Below are 24,662 nucleotides of genomic sequence, written 5' to 3'. Positions count from 1 at the left end.
TCTTTTTGGTGAAGGATCCCGCTCGGTCAGTTCAAGCCGTCAGATCGGCTTCCGCTCTCAACCCGAGCAGCGCTGCGCCGATCAGCCCGGGTTCGACGCGGCATTCGCTGCGTACGACGATCGGGCGGTCGAACTTGCGCAGGATTCGCTGCCGCACGGCTTTGTCGAGTTCGGCAAGCAGAGGCTCGACGTTCGACAGTCCACCGGCCACCGGTACAATGGTTGCGCCGGTAATGTTGATTGTCAGCGCCAGCGGGGAGGCGACGAGATCCACGTAGACGTCCATCGTCCGCGTCGCCTTCTCTTCGCCCTTCAGCCACTGCTCGATGATCTCCTGGCTCGAGAAATCGAGATCATGCAGCGTCTTGTGCAGCCGCTCGACGCCGCGGGCTCCGCCAATGGTATCGACGCAGCCCTTCTGGCCGCAACCGCACTGGAAATGGGGGATTTCGACGGGTGGGTTGCCGGCACGCAGGGCGACGATAGAGCCGTGGCCCCATTCACCTGCAAAACCGCCCGCTTCGTTGATCAGCCGGCCATTGGCCACCACGCCGCCGCCGACGCCGGTGCCGAGAATGGCACCGAGCACGATGCGATGTCCCCTGCCGGCGCCAAGGCCGGCTTCGGCCATTGCAAAGCAATCCGCATCGTTGGCAATCAGGACAGGAAGACCGAACTCAGCCTCGAGGTCGGCGGCGAGATTGCGCCCGTGGATGCAGGGGATGTTGGCGCAGGTCAGCCGCTGCGTATCCGGATCGACCACACCAGCGATCGAGAAGGAAAGCCGCGTCGGCTGTTCGCCGGTCTCGGCAATGATCGCGCGCAAAGTGGCGATGAAGGCGGCAAAGTCATCGACGGGTGTCGGGTGACGACCGAGTGGAGTGATGTCGGTTTCAGAGCGGGCGATGCCGCCCTTGATGGCCGAACCGCCAATATCGAAAGAGATGATCATTCGGATTCTGCTTGTTCGAGAAGCTCAGCGTCTGCTCGCACCGTTCGGCATGATTTGCAAGCCAAAACCAACGCTCAGGCGGGCAGGATGATGCGGGCCTCGAAACCGGATGCCTCGCCGCTCGCGGGCGAAAACAGCTCCAGGGTCCCGCCCATTTGCGAGACAATCCGATCGGCGATCGCCAAGCCGAGGCCGGAGCCAGCGCCCGTGGTCTTGCCGCGCCGGAAGCGCTTTTTCAGCGTCTGGATGTCGATCTCTCGTACAGCCGGCCCGTCGTTGACGACGCGAATGACGCCGTCGCCCTCTAGGCTGACATTGACCGGCATTTCGGGATCCCCGTGCGTCAGAGCGTTTTCGATCAGGTTGCGGATGACGATGCCGAAGGCGTCCATGTCGGCGTTGCGGGTCAACGTCGCGCCTTTCGCCGCCGAGTAGCGCAATCGGCCGTGCGAGCGGCTGTCGCGCTCAAAGTCCGATACCACCATGTCCAGCACCGGCCGCAGATCGGCAGGCGTGGCGCTGCCGCCGATCCCCGCTTCGGCGCGGGACAACTGCAACAACTTCTCTGCGAGCCGTCCCAGATTGATGAGCGAGGTTTCGACCTGTCGGGCACGCAGTTGCGTTTGCCCAGGTCCAAGCTCTTCGGCAAGGCGCTGGGTCTGTGCCAGTGCTCCCGCGATCGGTGTACGCAGTTCATGGGCGCTGTTGGCGGTGAACTCGCGCTCCGCCTCCAGGGCCGCGCGCAGCCGGTCGAGCAACAGGTTCACGGAGCGCGCGATCGGCCTCAGTTCCTTCGGCAAGCTGTTGCCTGCAAGCGGCGCCAGATTGCCGCCGTCCTTCGTTCCGATATCCTGCCGCAGGGTATCCAGCGGCCTCATCGCGCGGCTCACGATGAACCAGACAGCGAAGATGCTGGCCGGGATGAGAGCGATGAGCGGAATGAGCAGCGTAGCGGCGCTTTCGCGCACGGCCTCCCGGCGATTCTTGAAGCGGTCTGCGACTTGCAGAAACAGGCTGCCATCAGCCGACCGCTCCGTGTAGATCCGTGCCGTGTCGGTATCGTGGAAGCCGGTTTTAAGCGGAACCTGGAACGGTTCGGCAGAGGCGTCGTTGGAACGAAGCACGACCTTGCCGCTGGCGTCGCGCACCTGGTAGGTCAGATACTCGCGGTTTGCTGCCGTTCTCAATATTGCGACACTGCGCGGGTCATCCATGTTGCCCTGCGCCATGTCGTCGATGATGAGAGCCAGCAAACGCTCCGTCGTCTCCTGCTGGGCGCTATCGAAGATCTCGTCGAACTCGTGTTGCATGACACGAATGCTCAGGCCGATTGCCAGCAACCAGAAGATGACCATGACGGTTGTCAGGGCAAGAATAAGCGGGCGGGTAATACTGCGTTCAGACTTCATCGTCATCCAAGGGTGTAGCCTATGCCGCGCGCGGTGCGGATGCGTTCCTTGCCGATCTTTTTGCGAAGCCGGCTGACGTAGACCTCAACGGTGTTGCTCTCGATCTCGGAGCCGAAGGCATAGAGCGCCTCCTCGATGCGATCTTTGGAAACGATCGCGCCGGGGCGTGCTGTCAAGAGATCGAGAACGGCCCACTCCCGGCTTGTGAGAATGATAGGCTCGCCTGCCACCGACAGCTTATGTTGGGGCCTGTCGATCTCGATATCGGAAATGCGGAGAACGGGATGCGGATTGCCTTCGTAGCGTCGCGCGACGGCCATTATCCGTGCTTCCAGTTCGCCGAGGTTGAAGGGCTTGACGAGGTAGTCGTCGGCACCGGCATTCAATCCCTCGATGCGGTCCGAGATCTGGTCGCGGGCGGTAAGGATGATAACAGGCGTTCTGACGTCCCGGGCGCGAATGCGCCGGAGGAAGTCAACGCCGCTTCCGTCGGGAAGCTGAAGATCGAGCAGGATGAGGCCATATTCGACGGGACCGGTCGCAACGTCGGCGTTGGCGAGGTTGCTGACCCAGTCCACAGCATGATTTGCAGCCGTGACGTGGTCCCGCACGGCTTCGCCAATCATCTTGTCGTCTTCAACCAGCAGGATTCGCACGGTTTTTCCTCTCAACCACAGTTAGCTTGCAGTTCGGCATTCGGTCAAGCAGAGGCTTCTGCGGCGAAGATGGCTGGACGATGACGGAGACAGGCTTCATACGACCCGAATTAGGCGGCATATTGCCACGACGTACTCGACATTTACCCGAATTTTGTTTTCATCTAGTAGCGACTCATGAGCTTTACCGGCGGAAGCCGGCACATCCTGCACGGTAGATATAGTTGATGGTGAAGAGATCCGAGACACCCGGAAGGCTGGATGACGCCGCGCGCGCCGGTTGGCTGTATTACGTCGCGGGCCGGACGCAGGATGAGATCGCTGCGACGATGGGCATTTCCCGACAGTCTGCGCAGCGCCTGGTTTCGCTCGCCGTGGCCGAGCGGTTGATCAAGGTGCGCCTGGACCATCCCATTGCCGCCTGCCTCGAGCTGGCCAATGCCGTTCGCAAGAAGTATGGCCTGAAGCACGTCGAGATCGTGCCCAGCGACCCGGGATCTGCTTCAACGACCATCGGCATTGCCGAGGCAGCAGCCGCCGAGATCGAACGCTGGCTGAAGCGGCCGGATCCGATCGTGTTGGCTGTCGGGACCGGGCGCACGTTGAAGGCTGCGGTCGACCAACTGCCCGCGATCGAATGTCCCAACCATCGTATCGTGTCATTGACCGGCAATATCGCGCCCGACGGCTCGGCTGCCTACTATAACGTCATCTTCAGCATGGCGGATGCGGTGAAGGCACGGCACTTTCCAATGCCGCTTCCGGTTCTCGTAACGTCAGCCAAGGAGCGGGAAACGCTGCATGCGCAACAGCTGGTGCACGCGACGCTGGAGATGAGCGCGCAGGCGGATGTCACCTTCGTCGGCATCGGCGAACTCGGGATCGATGGGCCGCTTTGCGTCGATGGGTTTCTCGAGAAAGACGAAATGATGGAGCTGATGCGCAACGGCGCGGTTGGCGAAATCTGCGGCTGGGTTTTCGACAGCGAAGGCAAGCTACTGGACCACCCGATCAATGATCGCGTCGCGTCCGCATCGATCCCATCGCGCGATTCGTCGACTGTCATCGGCATTGCCAAGGGCAAGCGGAAATTCAAGGCGATGAAGGCGGCCGTGCTGGGCCACCAGATCAACGGTTTGATCACCGATGAGGAAGCTGCCGATTATTTGCTCAAAGCGTGAGCAAAAAAATTTATATTTGAAATCAGTTAGATAATGCATTCATTCGCTGTTGCAGCAACGAATGGTGATTGACTTTTTTTCCTTCGCGATGAGTAATTGCCCATGAGCAAAGCGAATGCTCGCACTCATCTTCTGGGAGGAAGATATGACATTGAGAACTCTCCTGCTGGGCGCCTGCTCGGCACTGGCGTTTGCCGGCATGGCTTCGGCCGAGACGCTGACGATCGCGACCGTCAACAACGGCGACATGATCCGGATGCAGAAGCTGACGGACGACTTCAAGAAAAAGAACCCCGGCATTGATCTCGAGTGGGTAACCCTCGAAGAAAACGTCCTGCGTCAGAAGGTTACGACCGACATCGCGACCAAGGGCGGCCAGTACGACGTTCTGACGATCGGCACCTACGAAGTTCCGATCTGGGCAAAGCAGGGCTGGCTGCTGCCGCTCGACAATCTCGGCAAGGACTACGATGCTGACGATCTGCTGCCAGCTATCCGCAGCGGTCTGACCACAGACGGCAAGCTCTATGCAGCACCGTTCTACGGCGAAAGCTCGATGGTCATGTACCGCAAGGACCTGTTCGACGCCGCCGGCCTGAAGATGCCTGACGCGCCGACCTGGGACTTCATCGCGGATGCTGCGAAGAAGATCACCAACAAGGACAAGGAAATCTACGGTATCTGCCTGCGCGGCAAGGCTGGCTGGGGCGAAAACATGGCCTTCCTGACGGCCATGTCGAACTCCTTCGGCGCTCGCTGGTTCGATGAACAGTGGAAGCCGCAGTTCGATCAGCCGGAGTGGAAGGACACGCTGAACTTCTACGTCAACCTGATGAAGGAAGCCGGCCCTCCCGGTGCTTCGTCCAACGGCTTCAACGAAAACCTGGCGCTCTTCCAGACCGGCAAGTGCGGCATGTGGATCGATGCGACCGTTGCTGCGTCCTTCGTCAGCAACCCGAAGGAATCCACCGTGGCCGACAAGGTCGGCTTCGCTCTGGCTCCGGACAAGGGGCTCGGCAAGCGCGGCAACTGGCTCTGGGCCTGGAACCTCGCCATCCCGGCAGGCTCGCAGAAGGTCGAAGCTGCTGAGAAGTTCGTCGCCTGGGCAACGAGCAAGGACTACACGAACCTCGTCGCCGAGAAGGAAGGCTGGCTGAACGCACCTCCCGGTACGCGCTCTTCGCTCTATGCGAACGCCGACTACCAGAAGGCAGCACCGTTTGCGAAGATGACGCTCGACAGCATCAACTCCGCCGACCCGACCAAGCCGACCGTCAAGCCGGTTCCTTATGTTGGTGTGCAGTTCGTCGCCATTCCTGAATTCCAGGGTATCGGCACGGCCGTCGGCCAGCAGTTCTCCGCAGCGCTTGCCGGCCAGGTTTCGGTCGACCAGGCCCTGCAGAGCGCACAGCAGCTGACGACACGCGAAATGACGAAGGCTGGTTACATCAAATAAATAACCTCCTGAGAGGCGGGGGATTTGACCTCCCCGCCCGTCTAGGCCGCCGGTGCCCGAAATTGCGTCGGCGGCCCTTTTTACTTAGCTGTCCTGCAGCCGTTCGCCCCCTCCTGACATGATCGGTCGTCGCCATGGCAACGTTACACACCCGCTCCGCAGCACGAATGATGATTGCGCCATCCGTGATCCTGCTCTTCCTGTGGATGATCGTCCCGCTCGTGATGACGATCTATTTCTCGACGCTGAACTACAATCTGCTCAGCCCGGGGATGGAAACCTTCGTCGGCTTCCTGAACTATAAATACTTCCTGACCGATCCGGCCTTTTTCTCGGCGTTGATCAATACGCTGCTGCTGGTGCTCGGCGTGCTGCTGATCACCGTCGTGGGCGGTATCGCCTTCGCGCTGCTCCTGAACCAGGATATCTACGGGCAAGGGATCGTTCGCATTCTGGTCATCGCGCCCTTCTTCGTCATGCCGACGGTTGCCGCTCTGGTGTGGAAGAACATGTTCATGAATCCCGTCAACGGGCTCTTCGCGCATCTCGCCAAGGCGTTCGGATTGCAGCCCTATGACTGGCTTGCCAATGCGCCGCTCTTTTCGATCATCCTGATCGTTGCCTGGCAGTGGCTGCCGTTTGCGACGCTCATCATGCTGACCGCCCTGCAGTCGCTGGACGAAGAGCAGCAGGAAGCCGCCGAAATGGATGGCGCCGGCGTCGTGTCGAAATTCATCTATATCATCCTGCCGCACATGGCCCGCGCCATCACGGTCGTGATCCTGATCCAGACGATCTTCCTGCTCTCTGTGTTTGCCGAAATCCTCGTCACCACCAACGGCGGCCCCGGCACGCAGAGCACGAACCTTACCTATCTCGTCTATGTGCAGGCGCTCCTGCAGTTCGATATCGGTGGCGCTTCGGCGGGCGGCATCGTCGCGGTCATCCTCGCCAATATCGTTGCGATCTTCCTCGTACGCCTCGTCGGCAAGAATCTGGAGGCTTGAGATGGCTAGAAAAGTCACAACCCAGCGCAAGGTCGTCATGACCGCCATCGCCTGGACGCTCGGCATCCTGATCTTCTTCCCGATCCTCTGGACGTTCCTGACGAGCTTCAAGACGGAAGCGGACGCCATCGCTTCGCCGCCGCAGTTCCTGTTCTTCCACTGGACGACGGAGAGCTATTCGGAGGTGCAGAGCCGCTCCAACTATCTCAGCCACTTCATGAACTCGGTGATCATTTCCTTCGGCTCGACGCTGATCGGCCTGATCATCGCGATCCCGGCCGCCTGGGCGATGGCGTTCTCGCCGACCAAGCGGACGAAGGATGTCCTGATGTGGATGCTGTCGACGAAGATGATGCCGCCGGTCGGCGCGCTGATCCCGATCTACCTGATGTTCCGCAACTCGGGCCTGCTCGACAGCCGCCTCGGCCTGGTGATCATCCTGACCTTGATCAACCTGCCGATCATCATCTGGATGCTCTACACCTACTTCAAGGAAATTCCCGGCGAGATCCTGGAGGCGGCGCGCATGGACGGTGCATCGCTTGCCAAGGAAATCATCTACGTGCTGACGCCGATGGCGGTGCCGGGCATTGCCTCGACGCTGCTCCTCAATATCATCCTGGCCTGGAACGAAGCCTTCTGGACGTTGAACCTCAGTGCCTCGAAAGCGGCGCCGCTGACAGCGTTCATTGCCTCCTATTCCAGCCCCGAAGGCCTGTTCTATGCCAAGCTTTCGGCAGCCTCCACCATGGCGATCGCCCCGATCCTGATCCTCGGCTGGTTCTCGCAGAAACAACTCGTCCGTGGCCTGACCTTCGGCGCGGTGAAATAAGATACCAGGGAGAGAAACATGGGCAGCATTACCCTTCAGAAAGTCTCGAAGGTCTTCGGTGAAGCCAAGGTCATCCCGTCGATCGACCTCGAGATCAAGGACGGCGAGTTCGTCGTCTTCGTCGGCCCCTCGGGCTGCGGCAAGTCCACGCTTCTCAGGCTGATCGCGGGCCTCGAGGATGTCAGCGCCGGCAAGATCGTCATCGACGGCAAGGACGCCACCGAGACCGCGCCGTCGGACCGCCGGCTTGCCATGGTGTTCCAGTCCTACGCGCTCTATCCGCATATGAGCGTGCGCAGCAATATCGCCTTCCCGCTGAAGATGGCCGGCATGGCAAAGCCCGACATCGACAAGAAGGTGGCGGACGCGGCCCGCGTGCTCAACCTCACCGACTATCTCGACCGCAAGCCGCGTGCGCTCTCGGGCGGTCAGCGCCAGCGCGTCGCGATCGGCCGCGCCATCGTGCGCCAGCCTTCGGCCTTCCTGTTCGACGAACCGCTGTCGAACCTCGATGCGGCGCTGCGCGTCAATATGCGCCTGGAGATCAGCGAGCTGCACCAACAGCTGAAGACGACGATGATCTATGTCACCCACGACCAGGTCGAGGCCATGACCATGGCCGACAAGATCGTCGTCTTGAACCGCGGCAACATCGAGCAGGTCGGCTCGCCGATGGAGCTTTACTCCAAGCCGCGCAACCTGTTCGTCGCCGGCTTCATCGGTTCGCCGAAGATGAACTTCGTTAAGCAGGGTTCGCAGACGCTCGGCGTGCGTCCCGAACATATCCAGCTTTCGACAGAGAGCGGCGAATGGAAGGGCAAGATTACCGTCGCCGAACATCTCGGCTCCGACACCTTCCTGCATGTCGACGTCGAGGGCATCGGGCAGATGACGGCGCGCGGCGGCGGCGACTTTCCGGCCAAGGCCGGCGACACCGTCTACCTTACGGCCGACAAGGCCCGCATTCACAAGTTCAACGAGCAAGGCCTCGCCATCTGAGCAAGGCTTCCGGGGTAGGGATGACAGCGCGTGCCGGACGAGGTGCCCGGCGCGCCGATACCGGGGCCGACAGGCCCCCGGGGTCATGGCTGGCCCCGAAGACCTTCAAGAGGACTGAGACATGACGTGCAAACTATCGCTGGCAACGCTTTCCGACGCGGCAAAGACGGCCACTGTGCCGGCCTATGAGCGTGCGTCGCTGAAGGCAGGCATCGTGCACTTCGGCGTCGGCAATTTCCACCGCGCCCATCAGGCGATCTATCTCGACGACCTGTTCAACCTTGGCAAGGATCATGACTGGGCGATCATCGGCGCGGGCATTCTCCCCTCCGATGCGGCGATGCGCGACAAGCTCGCCGCCCAGGATTTCCTGACGACCGTCGTCGAGCAGGACAACAACAAGACGGCCGCGCGGGTTACCGCACCGATGATCGACATCCTGCCGGTCGGCGACGCAACGACGATCATCGCCAAGCTCGCCGATCCCACGATCCGTATCGTTTCGATGACGATCACCGAAGGCGGCTATTTCATCGACGCGTCGGGCAAGTTCAATCCAGGCCATCCGGCAATTGCCGCTGATGGACAGAATCCGTCGGAACCGAAGACGGTCTTTGGCCTGGTCGTTGCCGGCCTCAAGGCGCGCAAGGACAAGGGCATCGTGCCGTTCACCGTCATGTCCTGCGATAACATTCCGCATAACGGCGTCGTCACGTCGAATGCCGTCGTCGGTACCGCGCGCCTGTCCGATCCGGCCTTTGCCGACTGGATCAAGGCGAATGTCGCCTTCCCGAACGCGATGGTGGACCGCATCACTCCAGCCACGGGACAGCGCGAGATCGATCTCCTGAAGGATGCCTTCGGCATCGAGGACAACTGGCCTGTCTATTGCGAAGAGTTCAAGCAGTGGGTGCTGGAAGACAAGTTCACCGCAGGGCGGCCTGCGCTGGAGAAGGTCGGCGTGACCTTCGTGCCGGATGTGACACCCTACGAGCACATGAAGATCCGCATCCTGAACGGCGGGCACGCGGCGATTGCCTATCCGGCGGCGCTGATGGACATCCATTTCGTGCATGATTCGATGGAAGATCCTCTGATCCGCGCCTTCCTTGCCAAGCTGGAAAAGGAAGAGATCATCCCGATCGTTCCGCCGGTGCCGGATACGTCGTTGACGGATTATTTCGCGCTGATCGAACATCGGCTGCTCAACCCGAAGATTGCCGACACCATCCCGCGTCTGGCACAGGACGGATCGAACCGGCAGCCGAAATTCATTCTGCCGTCGACGCTCGACAATCTCACCCAGGGCCGGGATGTCGTCGGCCTGGCTCTGGTGTCGGCGCTGTGGTGCCGCTATTTCGCGGGCAAGACCGATAGCGGCAAGGACATCGCCTTCAACGACGCCAGCGCAGACCGGCTGCATGCCGCGGCACTGAAAGCCAAGGATGATCCGATGGCCTTCCTCGCCTTCGACGACATTTTCGGCGAGGTGTCGAAATCCGAGGTGTTCCGAAAGCGCTTTGCTCACGCGCTGAAAACCCTGTGGGAAAAGGGCACGCGCGAAACCCTGCAGCTCTATCTCGACAACAAGCTTGCCGTGTAAGGATTAGGTGGCGGCGCTGCTGCCGCCACCCTCCGCCGTCCGGCGGAGGGGATATTCTGCACCAACTGCGATTGGATCTGTCATGGCTGAAGCTGAAACACGGCTGGTCATCTTCGACTGCGACGGCGTGCTCGTCGATAGCGAGCCGATCTCGGTCAGCGTTCTCGTCAAGGCGATGAACGATCTGGGGGTGCCGATTACCGAGGATGAGGTCTATGGCCGCTTCCTCGGGCGCAGTCTGGCGACTGTCATCGACGCGATGAAGAACGAGTACAACGTTCACCCCGGACAGGAATTCCTCGAGCAGTTGCGCACCAATCTCTATGCGCGTTTTCGCAAGGAGCTGAAGCCTATCGATGGAGTTGCCGCTACCATCGATAGTCTCGGCATTCCCTGTTGCGTCGCGTCCTCGAGCCAGGTGGAGCGCATTCGCCTGTCGCTGACGGTGACCGGCCTGATCGATCGCCTGCCCGACATCTTCAGCGCAACGATGGTGAAGAACGGCAAGCCGGCGCCGGACCTTTTCCTGCATGCGGCGCGCGAGATGCATGTCGACCCGGCCGATTGCATCGTGATCGAGGATAGCCCCGCGGGCATCGAAGCTGCGAAGGCCGCGGGCATGACGGTGTTTGCCTTCACCGGTGGCTCGCACGCCAATTTCGCGGGCTATCGCGCTGAACTTGACCGGCTTTCGCCCGAAGCGGTGTTTGACGCGATGCCGGATTTGATACACCTTGTCCGAAAACATAAACGGGACGGGATGCACCTTTAATGCCTCAGCATGTGGTCGCGGTCGATATCGGCACCGGCAGCGCGCGCGCTGGCGTCTTCGATATCCGTGGCCAGCTTCTGGGCAAGGCCGAACACCCGATCCTCATGAACCGGCCGCGTGAGAACCACGCCGAGCATGATTCCGAAGATATCTGGTCTGCCGTCTGCATCTCCGTGCGCAAGGCCATGGAACAATCCGGCGCGGCACCGGAATCGGTCGGAGCGATCGGTTTCGACGCCACCTGCTCGCTCGTCGTGCGCGACGTCGACGGCGGCCAGATCAGCGTTTCCACCGGCGGCGAGCGGCGGTTCGATACCATCGTCTGGCTCGACCACCGGGCGCTGAAGGAGGCCGATTTCTGCACGGCCACGAAACATCCCGTCATGGAGCATTCCGGGCATTTCATGTCGCCCGAGATGGAAATGCCGAAGCTGATGTGGCTGAAGAAGAAGCTGCCGGGCACATGGATGAACACCGGCTATCTCTTCGACCTCGCCGACTTCATGACGTGGAAGGCGTCAGGCGCGCTGGCAAGGTCGCGCTGTACGCTGACGGCAAAGTGGAATTATCTCGCGCATCTCGACAAGGGCTGGCAGGTAGATTTTCTCGAGCAGATCGGTCTTGAAGACCTGCAGGAGCGGGGGCGGCTGCCTGACGATACGGTCGCCGTGGGCCAGAGTGTGGGGACACTCACGAAGGAGGCCGCGTCGGCGCTCGGCCTGACGACCGGTTGCCACGTCTCGGCAGGCATGGTCGATGCCTATGCCGGAGCGCTCGGCACACTTGGCGGCGCTGCCCATGACCCGCACAAGCTCGAGCGGCAGCTGGCGCTGATTGCCGGCACGTCGAGCTGCATCGTCTCCTTTTCGCGGGAGCGGAAGCCAAGCCATGGCATGTGGGGGCCGTATTACGAAGCCGTGCTGCCCGAATCCTGGCTTGTCGAGGCGGGCCAATCGGCGACAGGGGCGCTGCTCGATCATATTGTTCGGATGCATGCGGCGGGCGGTGAGCCGACGGCTGCGATCCATCAGAGGATCGTTGCCCGCATCGCGCAATTGCGCGTGGAGGAGGGAGACAATTTCGGCGCCCGGATTTTCGTACTGCCCGACTTTCACGGCAACCGATCGCCGCATGCCGATCCGCATGCGGTGGGCGGCATCAGCGGGCTTACGCTGGACACCTCGTTCGATGGACTCTGCGCGCTCTATTGGCGCACGGGCGTGGCGATTGCGCTCGGAATTCGTCACATCCTCGAGCAGATGCGGGACTACGGCTATGCGCCGGACACACTTCACCTGGCCGGCGGTCATGTGAAGAACCCTGTCCTCATGGAGCTCTATGCGGATGCGACCGGCTGCAAGGTCGTGGTTCCCAAGATGAACGAAGCGGTGCTGCTCGGGACCGCGATGGCGGCGGCCGTGTCCTGCGGGCTACATGGGGATCTGCCCAGCGCTGGCCTTGCGATGTATCCGGGGGGCGATGTTCTGCTGCCCAACGAGGACAAGCGCGCGATCTATGATCGCGACTACCGCCGTCTGCTGGCGATGTATCGGCATCGCGCCGAGCTGGAGACGATGGAGTGAGCTTCCGCGTATCCGTTGGCGCTTACGCAGGCGTCAGCGGTTTGAGCCTTCGCCAAGCATGGTGCCGAACTCGCCCATGCGTCGCGTGCGCTGTGTCGCTTCGTCGCCCGCCGCAAGGATAACGGCTGTCGACAGACAGTCGAGCAGGGCCATCAGGGGCGGCAGGCTGTCGGCATCGCCGGTGCGGGCTGCGGGCAGGGGAAGTATGAGGTTGGCCTGGTCAGGCATCCAGTTGGTACTTTGAGCGGTGATCAGGATGACCTTGTATCCGTATCGCCTTGCTGTGCGCGCCAGAAGGCGGGCCTTGCCGAAGCGATGGCTGTCGAGGATGATCAGCAACGCATCATCGCCGTTCAAGCGCGCGAAAAGCTCAGCGAAGCGGCTACCGGTGCCATCGAGCGAGTGCACGCCGTCTCGGGCCTGCGTCAGTTGCTGGCAGAAGTGTGATGCGAAGCCCGAAAGACCCGCATGCGTCGCAACGAAGACTTCGCGCGCCGTGCCGATCATCGATACCGCCTCGCGCCACTGCGACTGACCAGTGAGATGGTATATGTGGTGGAGACCCTGGATCTGCTCCGACACCAGCACTGCAAGCGGCTTGCCTTCCGCGACGTCGGTCTGCAGTTCGGTCATGGACGCTTGCATCTGTGTGGCCGAAACGGGGGAAACCTCGCGGATCTGGACCTTGACGCTGTCTAGCCCCTGGTAGCCCAGAGCGCGCAGAAAACGCCCAACCGTCATGGGGCTGAGGTCAAGTCTGTCGGCTACGGATGCGGCGGTTTCAAATGGCAGGTCGCTCAGATGTTCGGCAAAGTATTTTGCAATGCGCCGCTCCGCCGGTGTGCCGGATTTTGCATACTGCCGGAGTTTGTGAACGAAGTCTTCCACGGCGCCTTTCCTGATCTTCCGGACCCGTTTCTCGGATGCACAAGGAAAACCCTGCCGTTTGCAAATATTCCGGAAGCTGCCCAGGCCAAAGCAATTTCTAATGTTAGATGACTATATATTAATATGTATTTCTGAACAAGATTTCCGACAAAGCACCCAATTATTTTCAGCCTTGCCGTTCAAAGATCAGATTCATACATCTTGGCCACAACCGGAGACGTCAAAATGATCTTTCACGCCGCGCGCCTTGCAGTTGCTAATCTTTTCGCGGCGGAAACGCGATCGGTGTTCTGGAAGGTGCTGGGGCTCACGATCCTCGTTCTTGTCGGTCTATGGCTTGCGCTGCGCAGCACCTTCATCACGCTGGTATTTCCCTGGATTGCCAGCTTCTTTCCTGCGCTGCCGGACTGGGCGGGGTGGCTGAGCTTTGTCTTTCTGGTGCTGGCAGGCATCGGGTTGGCGCTTGGATTGGCGCTTCTGCTCTCGCCTGTGACAGCGCTGATTGCCGGCCTGTTCCTCGATGATGTGGCGGAGGTGATCGAGAAACGCGACTATCGCGAAGACACCCCCGGCACGGCGATGCCGCTCGCATCCGCACTTGTCAGTTCGATCAAGTTTCTCGGTGTGGTCATTGCCGGCAATATCGTGGCAGTTCTTCTGCTCTTCGTGCCGGGCGTCAATCTGATCGCGTTCTTTCTGGTGAATGGCTATCTGCTCGGTCGCGAGTTTTTCGAGTTTGCCGCCATGCGGTTCAGGTCGCCCGAGGAGGCGCGGCTGTTTCGCGCCAAGCATGCAACGACCGTGTTTCTCGCCGGGCTCGTGATCGCCGCATTTCTGGCCGTTCCGATCGTCAACCTGCTGACGCCGCTGTTTGCCGCCGGCATGATGGTGCACCTGCACAAGCTGCTGTCGCGAAAGGACCTTGGGGTCCGCATGCCGTAGGCGGCGCCTTACTCGACCGCTTCGCCGATCACCTGGGGCGGAAGCTCGACCAGCGGTGCGGGAATATCACAGCTCTTTTCGGGGGACTTGCAGATGTCGGCGATGACGCAGCGCTCGCATTCGGGGCGGCGCGCCTTGCAGGTGTAACGGCCGTGCAGGATCAGCCAGTGATGGGCGTGGTAGAGGTAATGCTTGGGGATCACCTTCATCAGGCGTTCCTCGACCTCGTCGGGCGTCTTGCCGGGCGCGAGCTTGATGCGGTTGGCGATACGGAATATGTGGGTGTCTACGGCCATGGTTGCCTGGCCGAAAGCCATCGAGAGCACGACATTCGCCGTCTTGCGGCCCACCCCCGGAAGCATCACCAGTTCGTCGCGCGTCTGCGGCACCACACCACCGAAAACGTCGACCAGCATCCGTGAGAGCGCAATGACGTTCTTTGCCTTGTTGCGGTAGAGCCCGATGGTCTTGATGTAGTCGCGAACCCGCTCCTCGCCGAGATCCAGCATCTTCTGCGGCGTGTCGGCGACCTTGAAAAGCGCGCGCGTTGCCTTGTTGACACCGGCGTCCGTTGCCTGCGCGGAAAGGGCGACGGCCACGACCAGCGTGAAGGGATTGGAATGCTCCAGCTCTCCCTTGGGCTCAGGACGCTGGATCGAGAAGCGGCGAAAAATCTCCTCGCGCTCGGCCTCGGTATAGGCGGAGCGGACAGCTTTCGACGTCTTGCGGCGAACGATCACTTTCGTCGTCTGCGACGATGTGGCGGCGGATTTGAGTTTCGGATTGGGCATGGAAAATCTATACTCGGCAGCCATGATGGAAAGCAACGCCGACAGAGCCGACGAACAGCCTGTTTTTGCAGCCGAACTCTTTCCCTACCGGTCTCTTGGCCGCAAGGGTTTCAAGGTGCTTCTGCTGCTGACGGGCGGCGTGTGCTTGATGTACGGCATGTTCTTCATTGTAACGGGCGCGTGGCCGATCGGCTTCTTCTTCGGGCTGGATTTCCTGCTGCTCTACGGTGCGTTCTGGCTGAACTACCGCTCCGGCCGGGTGCGCGAGGAAGTGATGGTCTCGCGCACCGATATCTCCGTGCGGAAGTTTGCGCCGTCCGGACGAGTGGTCGAGCATCATTTCAACCCGTTCTGGACGCGCTTCTTCGTGCGCCGTCACGAGGAGATCGGCATTTTGTCCATGCATATCTCGGGCGGCGGGCAGGGCACGGATATCGGCTCGTTTCTCAACCCTGACGATCGCGAGAGCTTCGCCAAGGCGTTCAAGAGGGCGCTTGCGACGGTCAGGCAACGCATATAGCCGCAACGCAAGAAACGGGTGGCTCGGCGGGCCCCACTTGACTATCTCCTTGGTACAAGGAGAAAGATCATGAACATGATAGCCAACCTGAACAATGACATCACGCCCGACGGTCCCGACTACGAGACCGTTCGCCAGGTCATCGAGCTGATTACCGAGGATTATCGCGACCAGCCTTCGCTGGAAACGATCGCCGTGCGCCTCAAGCAGTCGCCGACACAGCTGCAGAAGACGTTCACCCGCTGGGCGGGGCTCTCGCCGAAGGCCTTCCTGCAGGCCGTCACGCTCGACCATGCCAAGCGCCTGCTGCGCAAGGAAGAGCTGCCGTTGCTCGAGACTTCGATCGAGGTCGGTCTCTCTGGCCCGAGCCGCCTGCACGATCTGTTCGTGACCCATGAGGCAATGTCGCCGGGCGAATGGAAGGCGCGTGGTGGCGGGTTGACCATCCGTTATGGCTTCCACCCGTCGCCTTTCGGCATCGCGCTGGTCATGGTCACCGATCGCGGCCTCGCTGGCCTTGCCTTCAGCGATATCGGCGACGAGGCCGCCTGCCTCGAGGATATGACCTGCCGCTGGCCGAATGCGGAATACGTCGAGGACCGGCAGGCGACCGTCTCCTACGCCGAGCGGATTTTCGAGCCGGGCCGCTGGACATCCGACCAGCCGTTGCGTGTGGTGCTGATCGGCACGGATTTCCAGGTGCGGGTATGGGAAAGCCTGTTGAAGATCCCGTTTGGCAAAGCGGTGACATACAGCGACATCGCCAACGACATAGGCAAGCCGACAGCGATGCGCGCGGTGGGTGCTGCGGTCGGTGCGAACCCGATTTCCTTCGTGGTCCCGTGCCATCGCGCACTCGGCAAGAGCGGAGCCCTGACGGGCTATCACTGGGGTTTGACGCGCAAGCGCGCAATGCTCGGCTGGGAATACGGGCACGCCTGATTGAAGCGGGTCGGCCATCACGAGGATGGCCGACGCGGGCAACGGCGCGCGGAGTTGCCGGTTTTCACTGTGCCGGCCGTGCGATATATTGTCCGCATGATACGGTCCCGCCAGGCTTTTGGTCCGTTTGTCCTCGATTCCGCCGGCGGAACGCTGCAGCGGAACGGAAAATCCGTTGCTCTCGGCCAGCGCGGTCTGGCTCTTCTCGAAGCCCTTTTCGACGCCGGTGGGAAAACCGTCTCGAAGATGGAGCTCATGGAGCGTGGCTGGCCGGGGCTGGTGGTCGAGGAAGGCAATCTGACGGTCCAGATCGCAGCGCTCCGCAAGGCGCTCGGCAGAATGCCGACAGGCGACGAGTGGATCGCAACGGTGCCACGCGTCGGCTATCGCCTCGCCGGGGTGGGTGCGGCATCAGAGGAAACTGATGGCCCCTTGCCGGTGCTTGCCGTTCTGCCCTTTGCCAATCTCGGGGCCGGTGCCGATCAGGACTACTTTGCCGATGGCGTGGTGGACGACATCATAACGGCACTCAGCCGCTTTCGAAGCTTCTCCGTCATCGCCCGCAACTCCTCCTTCGTCTACAAGGGCCGTAATGTCGACGTGCGGCAGGTGGCGGAGGAACTGGGCGTCCGCTACGTGCTGGAAGGCAGCATTCGGCGGGCGGGGGATCGACTGAGGATCACGGCTCAGTTGGTCGACGGAGTTGGCGGCGCGCATCTGTGGGCTCAGAATTTCGACGGTGAGCTCGACGACGTGTTCGATTTTCAGGATCGGATCACCGAGAAGGTCGCAACGGTTGTCGAGCCACGTATCCGCACAGCGGAAATAGAGCGTACGCGACGAGAGCGGCCGGGCAGCATCGCAGCCTACGACGCCGCGCTATCGGCACTCTCCAAGATCCTGGCGGAATCGATCGGCGAAAACGTACAGGCCTATGCGCTGCTGACCGAAGCCCTGGCACTTGAGCCCGACAATGCCCAACTGCTCGGCCTTGCCGCCTGGGCGCTGGAGCACCGTATCACCATGGGCTGGCCGTCCGTCGGCCCCAATGATCGCCAGGCCTGTTTCGAGTTTGCGCGGGGCGGGCTGGAGAAGGCGGCCGGCGATCCGACCGTGATGGCGCATTGCGCCATGGCGCTGGTGCAGGTGGCGAGGGAATATGATTGGGGGATGGCCGTCCTCGCCGCAGCCGTCGAGGCCAATCCGAACAATATGCTCGTCGTCGCTGCGGCTGGGGTGGCGACGCTCCATTGTGGAGAGCTGAGCATGGCGCTCGCCTTGTTGCGCCGGGCAAGCAGGCTTTCGCCACGCGATATGTTTGCGCACCTCTCGCTGTGCGGAACAGCGCATGCGCAGGTCGTTCTGGGGGACTATGAGGAGGCCGTGGCTTCGGCGACGCGGGCACTTGCCGTCAATCCGAACTTCGATCCGACCTACTGGATGCTGATCGCGGCCAATGCGCATCTCGGGCGCATGCCTGAGGCGCATCACTTCCTGGATGAGCTGATGAGGATGGCTCCGGGGGTGACGATTGCGAGCATCAGGGCCGGGCAGCCCGCCAAGGATCCGAGCCGTCTTGCCGCCATCCTCGACGGGCTGCGGCTCGCTGGCCTGCCCGAAGGCTGACAGCGGTCAGCACCTTTGGAATATTTTGCAGCTTTTTACGCCTCGCTTAATGACACAAAACGATCGTCTGATCGAGATTGCTCCTTGCCGCGCTACCGAGCGCGAGTTGCCAGGAGGGTTCACGATGCTGACGACCTTGACCATTCTCTCTCTCGACCAAGGTAAAATCTATCGGCCGGCTCCCGATGCGCGTGAGGATCAGATCGTGCCAGAAGCGAGCGCTCAGCCGGGCGAGGCGCATGTTGCTGGCGTCGTGAAGCGGTCACCGAAGTCATTGAGTAGGACGGCGGCCCTGGTTCATTTCCTTCGCCAATTGCCTGTCGCCATTGGAACCAACAAGGCTAGGGAGCTTCCGCATTGAGGCTGGAGCCGCCAAAAGGGCCCTTCTTTCGACGAGCTCCCATCGTTGCCATCAAAAATCCGGGAATCACGGGTTTGATCCTCTGGCTGGGTCTGGAGGAGGCGGGAATGAAGCCTGGGGAGATGCCTTGCAGGATCGTCTTGATTGCAATTGGCCTATTTGCGGTATCGCTGGCCCCGGCCTGGGCAGCCTGTAAATCGGCGACCGAGAGTCCGGAATGGCCGGCCGTCGCGAAGGCGATTTCGACCGCGCGTTTATGCGAACAGCTTCCGGTGGGCCCCAATCGGACAAGCAGCTTCAAGGTCTTGTCCGCGGATGTCTGCGCGGAAGACAATGGTCTGGCGTCCGTCAGGGCAACGGCGCTGTTGACCTGCGAGACTGGCAACGACTCGCTCTTTCAGATGGATCCGGTGGACGGCAAGGTGACCGTCACCGTGTCGCTCGACCCGGCGGCCTGCAAGATCACCGACGCTCACCTTGATATAGACGGCGAAATGGGCGGTCTGCTGTCGGGGCTTTCCGATACGCAGGACTTCGCGCGCAACTGGGCGCAATCGCAATTGTCGCGGCTGTGCCGGTTGCGCTGAGGAGGCGTCGATGGCTGGGGATGAACATGAGCATAGCGCTGGCAAGATAACCCACGGATCCTGCCACTGCGGAGAGGTTCGTTGGACCTTCCGGGGCAACATTCCGGACGCGACGATCTGCAATTGTACGGTCTGCCGCCGTTACGGCGTGCTCTGGGCCTACGATTATGACGGCGAGGGCATTCATGTGGAGGATCCGAACGCGTCGCTCACCTCCTACATTCGCGGCTCCCGACAGATTTCCTTCAACTTCTGCAATCGTTGTGGAAACCTCGTGAGCTGGCGCAGCCTGACTTCAGGTGACGACGGACGGACGCGGATTGCCGTCAATCTGCGCCTTGCCGAGCCGGCCGATGTCGACGACGTGCCCCTGCAGCGGTTCGATGGACTGCACAGTTTCGACGACCTGCCGTTGGACGGGCGCACGGTCGGCGATGTCTGGTTCTAGGCTGCCTCGGCGAGTTCCAGCAGCGCCTTTGCCGCGCTCTCGTCGGTGATCAGTGTGTTGCAGCCGATGCGCTTGATGGTGGCGCTGATCGCGACGGCGCGGTGAGCGCCGCCCGAGGACAGCACGATATGCTTTGCCTTCTTCAGCGTATCGAGATCGACCGACATGACGCGGCTGTTGATCGAATGGTCGACCGTGTTGCCGTCTTTGTCGAGGAAATTGAACATGGTATCGCAGACGCAGCCGGCATCGATCAGTTCCTGCAATTCAGCCTTCGATATCCAGCCTTCCGACAGGGACGTCGAGTGGGGGCCGATGTCGCCGCAGCTGACGATGGCGAGGTCGAGGGTTTCCGCGAGGCGATAGATCGCGTCGAGACCGCACTTTTCGATGAGGTTGCGCTTGGTCTCGGTGGAATCCACCAGCAGCGGCGCGAGGAACATGTAACATTCGGCGCCAAGCTGGCTTGCCAGCCGCCAGGTGTAATCGATCGGGTTGGTCTGGTGCACGGCGACGATGCCGCCGAGCAGCGAGACGACCTTGCAATTGTCGCGGCGCGGCGGACGGAAGCTGGACAGCGAGGCCGTCATGGTGCGACCCCAGCCAACGCCGATCGTATAGTTGTCGGGTATGGCCTCGGACAGGAATTGCCCCAGCGCCAGGCCGACGCTCTTGGCGAGCGCGCTCGCATCGCTGCTCGCGGGTGCGGGCACGACGATCGCCTCATCGAGGCCGTAAGCCCGCTCCAGCTTCACCGAAAGCTCGACGCAGTCGCCGATCGAATCGTTGATCCAGATCTGGACTTCGCTGCGCTTCATCGCCTCGTCGAGCAAACGGATGACGGTGGTGCGGCTGATGCCGAGTTGCTCGGCGACATCCTTTTGCGTCAATCCCTGGTTATAATAGAGCCACGCCGCGCGCAGTCTGAGGGAGGAGGCTTCCGAATAAGCGGTGTGCGTGCCGCGTTTGAGCTTGACCACATCTCCTCCGAACCGAATTGCGCCCTATCTCTTCCGAGATCCGTGGCATGAGCATGTGCGCCGATAATGACGGGTGTGACACTTATGTCAATTGAAATACACAAATGTCCTTGACATATAGTGACTGGAATAGCGATAGTCTTTGCAACACGTCGCACTGTCTGTTCGAGGAGGAAAGGTGCAGGCAAACGGCAGGTCACCAGCGATGACTTGCGTCATGCCTATCGCGCAGAAGCGGCCCAGTTTTATGTGCGGACATGTCCGTAGATCACCTCTTTTCCGGGCGGTTTCGTCCCGGTTCGCAGCTCAAGTCAAAAGGACTATCGATCATGACATCCAAGCTTGACCAACTCCGCGAGATTACCACGGTCGTTGCCGACACCGGCGACATCGAGGCTGTTGCCCGCCTGAAGCCGGTCGATTGCACGACCAACCCGAGCATCGTTCTCAAGGCGCTCGGCACGCCGATGTTCGCCGATGCGATCAAGGAAGCCGTTGCCTGGGGCAAGAAGCAGGGCGGCAACACCGAAGCCGTATCGTCTGCGGTCGCGGATCGCCTCGCGATTTCCGTCGGCGCCGCGCTCTCCAAGCTGGTTCCCGGCCGCGTATCGACGGAAGTCGATGCCGATCTGTCCTTCGATACCAAGGCTTCCATCGAAAAGGCTCACAGCATCATCGCCGGCTACAAGGAACGCGGCATCGAGAAGGATCGCATCCTGATCAAGCTTGCATCCACCTGGGAAGGCATTCGCGCCGCCGAGGTCCTGCAGAAGGAAGGCATCGATTGCAATCTGACGCTTCTCTTCTCGAAGGCTCAGGCCGTTGCCTGCGCCGATGCCAAGGTGTTCCTGATCTCGCCCTTCGTCGGCCGTATCCTCGACTGGTACAAGAAGTCCACTGGCAAGGACTACACGCCTGAGGAAGATCCGGGCGTTCTCTCCGTCCGCGACATCTACAACTACTACAAGGCCAATGACATCAAGACGATCGTCATGGGTGCCTCGTTCCGCAGCGCCGGCGAAATCGAAGCGCTGGCCGGCTGCGACCGCCTGACGATCGCGCCGAACCTGCTCGACGAGCTCTCCAACGATCAGGGCAAGCTCGAGCGCAAGCTGTCGCCTGAGGTGACGAAGCCTGCTCCAAAGATCGCGATCGACGAAAAGACCTTCCGCTGGATGATGAACGAAGACGCAATGGCGACCGAAAAGCTCGCCGAAGGCATCCGCGCCTTCGCCAAGGATCTCGGCACGCTGCGTGCGATGGTTCAGAAGGAACTGCAGCTGGCCGCCGCTTAAGGCTTTCCAGCATTCGAACAGAGAGGGCGGTGCCGATGGCGCCGCCCTTTATTTTTGGCCGATCGCTAGAGACTGCTGGAAGAAGCAAGTAGTCCCGTTTTGCGGATGCCGTCGAGCCAAAGTCTCCCATCTTCCGGCAAAGCACATAGCTTTACTGTGTTCCGAGCATAAATCTCGACGTCGAATGCATGGGGTTTCTGCCGCGCCATGACGAAAGCCTCTTCTGTTCTGCCGAGCTGGGCGAGACAGGCGGCTTGATTTAACCGGAAAAAATACGGCGGATCGATCAGTGCTCCATAAGCAGTCAGCGCTTCGTCGAACCTGCGTGCCAGATAGTAGCAGTCTCCGGGGCTCGAAAGAAACGCCGGAGGCAAGATCGGCTCGAACTTGCAGCCGCGCTCGACCATGGCGAGGCCTTCCTCATGCCTTCCGGCGTAGGAGACGATCATGCCCCTGGCGACAAGAACGTTTATGTCTCGCGGACTGATGGAGATGGCGATCTCCGAGTAGCGAAGGGCATCTTGAATGTCACCGATCAGCAAAAGGCTGGCAGCGACGCTCGTCAGGACGAACGGATCATTCTTGTCCAGGGCGATCGCACGCGCGATGAAGTGTCGGCATTGCTCGTCGCGTTCAAGATCTGTCGCCGCACTTGGCTCGCTGAACCGCCAGTATGCGTAAAGCAGCCCGAGTGATGCGAGCGCGGGCGCATATTGCGGATCGATCCGTATCGCCTCGTGCATGTGTGCGCGGGCACCTGGCTCGTCGCCGTTGCGCCAGGCCGCACCAGCTCGCAGCCAGGACGTATACGCGGAGATGCTTGTCGTGGAGGTTCTTCCACGGACGACGCCAGCGACATCCTGAAGATTGAAGAACAGCCGGCCGACAATCGCTTCGACGATCTCGTCCTGGACAGCGAAGATGTCGGCCATTTAGCGATGGAATTTCTCGGCAAATGCCTGCGCGCCCGTCTGCGCGTCGATGAGTTGCACAGTGGCGCGAATTCGCTGCCCGAGCAACCGTATGCTACCCTCGAGGATGAAATCCGCGCCGAGTTGCCGGCCGAGCTCGGCGACATTCACCGACTGGCCCTTGTAGGCGAATGTCGTATTTCGTGCGACGACCGAAAGGTTCTTGAACCGGCTCAGTTCGGTAATGATGTCTTCGGTGATGCCGTCCGCGAAATAGTCCTGTTCCGCGCTTCCCGATATGTTTGTCAGCGGGAGAATGGCGACGGTTGTGAACTCCTTTCCAGGTGGGGGGATGGCAGATGATATCGTGCGAGCGGTTTCCATGCCAAAAATCCTGACTGGTGCTGCAATGTTTTTGAGCTGCACCAGTCCCAAGTCTTTCATGGCAACGGGGATCTTGCCTCGAACCTCATTGTGGACCTTTTCGGAGAGGCAGATTCCGCCCGGTTCGGCCAGCGCTTCGAGCCGCGCTGCGACATTGACGCCTTCCCCGTAGATGTCCGAGCCTTCGCCGATCACGTCGCCGAGATTGATGCCGATTCTGAGCACGACCCGTCCTTGCTCGGGAAGGCCCTTGTTCGCTTCCGTCATCCTTTGCTGAAGCGCTAGCGCGGCCTCGACCGCGTTGATTGCGCTGGCGAATTCGACCAGAACTCCATCACCCAGCAGTTTGACGATGCGACCGCTATGGTCGCGTATGACGGGGTCTAGCACCTGAGCGCGGCGTTCCTTCAGTAGCTCGAATGTTCCGACCTCGTCGGCCTCCATCATCCGCGAGTAACCGACCACGTCGGCGACGAGTATTGCGGCGAGGCGGCGGTGTATCGATGTCTCGGCCATGCCTGAAGTCTCCTGCATATGGAAACAACCGCTGGAAGCAAACGCGTCACATAGTACCCGCAAGTGGATTTGAGTGAAATCCACTTGTCTCGGTTTTGGCACGGGTCGTTCTGCGATCAGACCGACCAGATGCGTTTGGCGTTGGTCTGGTAGAGCTTGTCGCGCTCGTCGGCGCTGCAGCCAGCGGTCAGGGCATAGGTTGCCGCCACCCATGGCGTCAGGCCTCCGCCCAGCGTGCAGACGGGCCAGTCGCTACCCCAGACGACGCGGTCCCAGCCGAAGCTTTGGATCGTGTGCTCGACATAGGGACGCAGGCTCTCAGCCGACCATCCTTCGAGATCGCCATAGGCGATGACGCCGGAGATTTTCGCGGTGACGTTGGGGCGGCGGGAAAATTCAGTGATTCCCTGGCGCCAGAGGGTGCTCATTCCGTCCTTGATCGGCGGGTTGGCGCAATGGTCGAGGATGAAACGCACATCCGGATTGAGATCGACCAGCGTCAGGATGCGTTCGAATTGATGCGGGAAGACGCAGAGGTCGAAGGTCAGGCGGGTATTTGCCAAGCGCCTGATGTTGTCACGGAAGAGCGGCCGTTCCGACGTGTCATCAGGCGCCACATGCAGCACGCGGCGGAAGCCCTTGATGAAAGGATCGGCGAGGCAACTTTCCAGATGGGCGGCGAAGCCATCCTCCTCCGGACGGCATGCGGCAATGGCGCCACGCACGAGGCTGCCCGGGCGCGCGCTGATTTCCTTGACGTAGGTGGTCTCGCTGCCGATCTGCTGTGGCGCGACATCGACCTCCATGTGCAGGACATTGGTGATGCCGCAGCGCAGGGCGTCGCGGGCATAGTCTTCATAGAGGCTATCGTGATTGAGCGCCGGCACATCGGGAAGCCAGGGGTAGTCAAGCCGCCCCCGGTCGATGATGTGCAGGTGTGTGTCGAACAGCATGCGGTTCCTCCCATCCATGCTCTGGCTTCCGCCGCCTATTTCCCAAACACCGGATTTCGCGCCCGATG

Annotated in this window: 25 protein-coding genes; 16 read left to right on the top strand and 9 right to left on the bottom strand. The window is 61.0% G+C overall.

Translation table 11 applies throughout. The annotated features are described in order from the left end of the window. Positions 1–31 precede the first annotated feature (31 nt). The 3 genes from QTL94_RS10830 to QTL94_RS10820 all read right to left on the bottom strand — a co-directional run bounded on the left by QTL94_RS10830 (position 32) and on the right by QTL94_RS10820 (position 3,017). Positions 32–952: an ROK family protein gene (locus QTL94_RS10830; RefSeq protein WP_289801527.1), complete on the bottom strand. Its 921-nt coding sequence runs from the start codon at positions 950–952 to the stop codon at positions 32–34. A gap of 74 nt (positions 953–1,026) precedes the next feature. Then, complete coding sequence (locus QTL94_RS10825) at positions 1,027–2,361, bottom strand: sensor histidine kinase (RefSeq protein ID WP_289801565.1); 1,335 nt, start codon at positions 2,359–2,361, stop codon at positions 1,027–1,029. Between the two features lie 2 nt (positions 2,362–2,363). Continuing rightward, positions 2,364–3,017 carry a response regulator gene (locus QTL94_RS10820; protein ID WP_065694654.1) on the bottom strand — a complete coding sequence of 218 codons (654 nt, stop codon included), beginning with the start codon at positions 3,015–3,017 and terminating at the stop codon, positions 2,364–2,366. 227 nt (positions 3,018–3,244) lie between these two features. Here QTL94_RS10820 and QTL94_RS10815 point away from each other — a divergent pair, with 227 nt between their 5' ends. The 8 genes from QTL94_RS10815 (at position 3,245) to QTL94_RS10780 (ending at position 12,450) form a co-directional block, all read left to right on the top strand. Then, positions 3,245–4,198 carry a sugar-binding transcriptional regulator gene (locus QTL94_RS10815; protein WP_289801526.1) on the top strand — a complete coding sequence of 318 codons (954 nt, stop codon included), beginning with the start codon at positions 3,245–3,247 and terminating at the stop codon, positions 4,196–4,198. Between the two features lie 145 nt (positions 4,199–4,343). Beyond that, positions 4,344–5,654 (top strand): ABC transporter substrate-binding protein, encoded by a 1,311-nt coding sequence (locus QTL94_RS10810; protein WP_065694798.1) that lies wholly within the window; start codon positions 4,344–4,346, stop codon positions 5,652–5,654. Between the two features lie 134 nt (positions 5,655–5,788). Beyond that, the gene (locus tag QTL94_RS10805) at positions 5,789–6,661 is read left to right on the top strand and encodes a carbohydrate ABC transporter permease (RefSeq protein WP_153271588.1); all 873 of its coding nucleotides are present in this window, start codon (positions 5,789–5,791) and stop codon (positions 6,659–6,661) included. A 1-nt stretch (position 6,662) separates the two neighbouring features. Further along, the gene (locus QTL94_RS10800; RefSeq protein ID WP_065694657.1) at positions 6,663–7,493 is read left to right on the top strand and encodes a carbohydrate ABC transporter permease; all 831 of its coding nucleotides are present in this window, start codon (positions 6,663–6,665) and stop codon (positions 7,491–7,493) included. Between the two features lie 18 nt (positions 7,494–7,511). After that, positions 7,512–8,492, top strand: coding sequence for an ABC transporter ATP-binding protein (locus QTL94_RS10795; RefSeq protein ID WP_289801525.1), 981 nt, complete (start codon positions 7,512–7,514; stop codon positions 8,490–8,492). A 121-nt stretch (positions 8,493–8,613) separates the two neighbouring features. After that, positions 8,614–10,095, top strand: a complete 1,482-nt coding sequence (locus QTL94_RS10790; protein ID WP_289801524.1) for a mannitol dehydrogenase family protein — start codon at positions 8,614–8,616, stop codon at positions 10,093–10,095. An 82-nt stretch (positions 10,096–10,177) separates the two neighbouring features. Beyond that, positions 10,178–10,867 (top strand): HAD family hydrolase, encoded by a 690-nt coding sequence (locus tag QTL94_RS10785; RefSeq protein ID WP_289801523.1) that lies wholly within the window; start codon positions 10,178–10,180, stop codon positions 10,865–10,867. Further along, on the top strand, positions 10,867–12,450 hold the full coding sequence (locus QTL94_RS10780) for an FGGY-family carbohydrate kinase (protein WP_289801522.1): 1,584 nt from the start codon (positions 10,867–10,869) through the stop codon (positions 12,448–12,450). Before QTL94_RS10785 ends, QTL94_RS10780 begins: the two co-directional genes overlap by 1 nt. A 33-nt stretch (positions 12,451–12,483) precedes the next feature. Here the strand turns inward: QTL94_RS10780 and QTL94_RS10775 are convergent, their stop codons facing one another. Further along, complete coding sequence (locus tag QTL94_RS10775) at positions 12,484–13,338, bottom strand: MurR/RpiR family transcriptional regulator (RefSeq protein ID WP_289801521.1); 855 nt, start codon at positions 13,336–13,338, stop codon at positions 12,484–12,486. A 225-nt stretch (positions 13,339–13,563) separates the two neighbouring features. On the opposite strand from QTL94_RS10775, the gene QTL94_RS10770 reads away from it, so the two are divergent. Next, entirely contained in the window at positions 13,564–14,280 is a 717-nt protein-coding gene (locus QTL94_RS10770) for a sulfate transporter family protein (protein ID WP_289801520.1), read from the top strand. A gap of 8 nt (positions 14,281–14,288) precedes the next feature. Here QTL94_RS10770 and nth read toward each other — a convergent pair whose 3' ends face one another. Beyond that, entirely contained in the window at positions 14,289–15,095 is an 807-nt protein-coding gene (nth, locus tag QTL94_RS10765; RefSeq protein WP_502944118.1) for an endonuclease III, read from the bottom strand. Here nth and QTL94_RS10760 point away from each other — a divergent pair. The 6 genes from QTL94_RS10760 to QTL94_RS10735 all read left to right on the top strand — a co-directional run bounded on the left by QTL94_RS10760 (position 15,094) and on the right by QTL94_RS10735 (position 19,555). Beyond that, complete coding sequence (locus QTL94_RS10760) at positions 15,094–15,591, top strand: DUF2244 domain-containing protein (RefSeq protein ID WP_289801564.1); 498 nt, start codon at positions 15,094–15,096, stop codon at positions 15,589–15,591. The genes nth and QTL94_RS10760 overlap by 2 nt on opposite strands. Positions 15,592–15,660: 69 nt before the next feature. Beyond that, positions 15,661–16,533 (top strand): methylated-DNA--[protein]-cysteine S-methyltransferase, encoded by an 873-nt coding sequence (locus QTL94_RS10755; protein WP_289801518.1) that lies wholly within the window; start codon positions 15,661–15,663, stop codon positions 16,531–16,533. 96 nt (positions 16,534–16,629) lie between these two features. Continuing rightward, positions 16,630–18,159 (top strand): winged helix-turn-helix domain-containing tetratricopeptide repeat protein, encoded by a 1,530-nt coding sequence (locus QTL94_RS10750; protein ID WP_289801517.1) that lies wholly within the window; start codon positions 16,630–16,632, stop codon positions 18,157–18,159. Between the two features lie 124 nt (positions 18,160–18,283). Next, the gene (locus QTL94_RS10745; RefSeq protein ID WP_289801516.1) at positions 18,284–18,520 is read left to right on the top strand and encodes a hypothetical protein; all 237 of its coding nucleotides are present in this window, start codon (positions 18,284–18,286) and stop codon (positions 18,518–18,520) included. Further along, on the top strand, positions 18,517–19,107 hold the full coding sequence (locus tag QTL94_RS10740) for a hypothetical protein (RefSeq protein ID WP_289801515.1): 591 nt from the start codon (positions 18,517–18,519) through the stop codon (positions 19,105–19,107). The genes QTL94_RS10745 and QTL94_RS10740 overlap by 4 nt, the downstream gene beginning before the upstream one ends. 10 nt (positions 19,108–19,117) lie before the next feature. Then, positions 19,118–19,555, top strand: a complete 438-nt coding sequence (locus QTL94_RS10735) for a GFA family protein (protein WP_289801514.1) — start codon at positions 19,118–19,120, stop codon at positions 19,553–19,555. Here the strand turns inward: QTL94_RS10735 and QTL94_RS10730 are convergent. After that, positions 19,552–20,535, bottom strand: coding sequence for a sugar-binding transcriptional regulator (locus QTL94_RS10730; protein WP_289801513.1), 984 nt, complete (start codon positions 20,533–20,535; stop codon positions 19,552–19,554). The two genes, QTL94_RS10735 and QTL94_RS10730, sit on opposite strands and share 4 nt — an antisense overlap. A gap of 329 nt (positions 20,536–20,864) precedes the next feature. On the opposite strand from QTL94_RS10730, the gene tal reads away from it, so the two are divergent. Further along, a complete protein-coding gene (gene tal, locus QTL94_RS10725) occupies positions 20,865–21,830 on the top strand; it encodes a transaldolase (protein ID WP_065694800.1) in 966 nt (321 codons plus the stop codon). 65 nt (positions 21,831–21,895) lie between these two features. Here tal and QTL94_RS10720 read toward each other — a convergent pair whose 3' ends face one another. The 3 genes from QTL94_RS10720 to QTL94_RS10710 form a co-directional block, all read right to left on the bottom strand. Beyond that, positions 21,896–22,762 carry a tetratricopeptide repeat protein gene (locus QTL94_RS10720; protein ID WP_289801512.1) on the bottom strand — a complete coding sequence of 289 codons (867 nt, stop codon included), beginning with the start codon at positions 22,760–22,762 and terminating at the stop codon, positions 21,896–21,898. Further along, on the bottom strand, positions 22,763–23,641 hold the full coding sequence (locus QTL94_RS10715) for an adenylate/guanylate cyclase domain-containing protein (protein WP_289801511.1): 879 nt from the start codon (positions 23,639–23,641) through the stop codon (positions 22,763–22,765). A 116-nt stretch (positions 23,642–23,757) separates the two neighbouring features. Continuing rightward, positions 23,758–24,594, bottom strand: coding sequence for an amidohydrolase family protein (locus QTL94_RS10710; protein WP_289801510.1), 837 nt, complete (start codon positions 24,592–24,594; stop codon positions 23,758–23,760). Positions 24,595–24,662: the final 68 nt, after the last annotated feature.

The sequence above is a fragment of the Rhizobium sp. S96 genome, from assembly GCF_030382195.1.
Taxonomy (GTDB): Bacteria; Pseudomonadota; Alphaproteobacteria; order Rhizobiales; family Rhizobiaceae; genus Rhizobium.
This window is presented reverse-complemented; position numbering and strand designations above follow the sequence as displayed.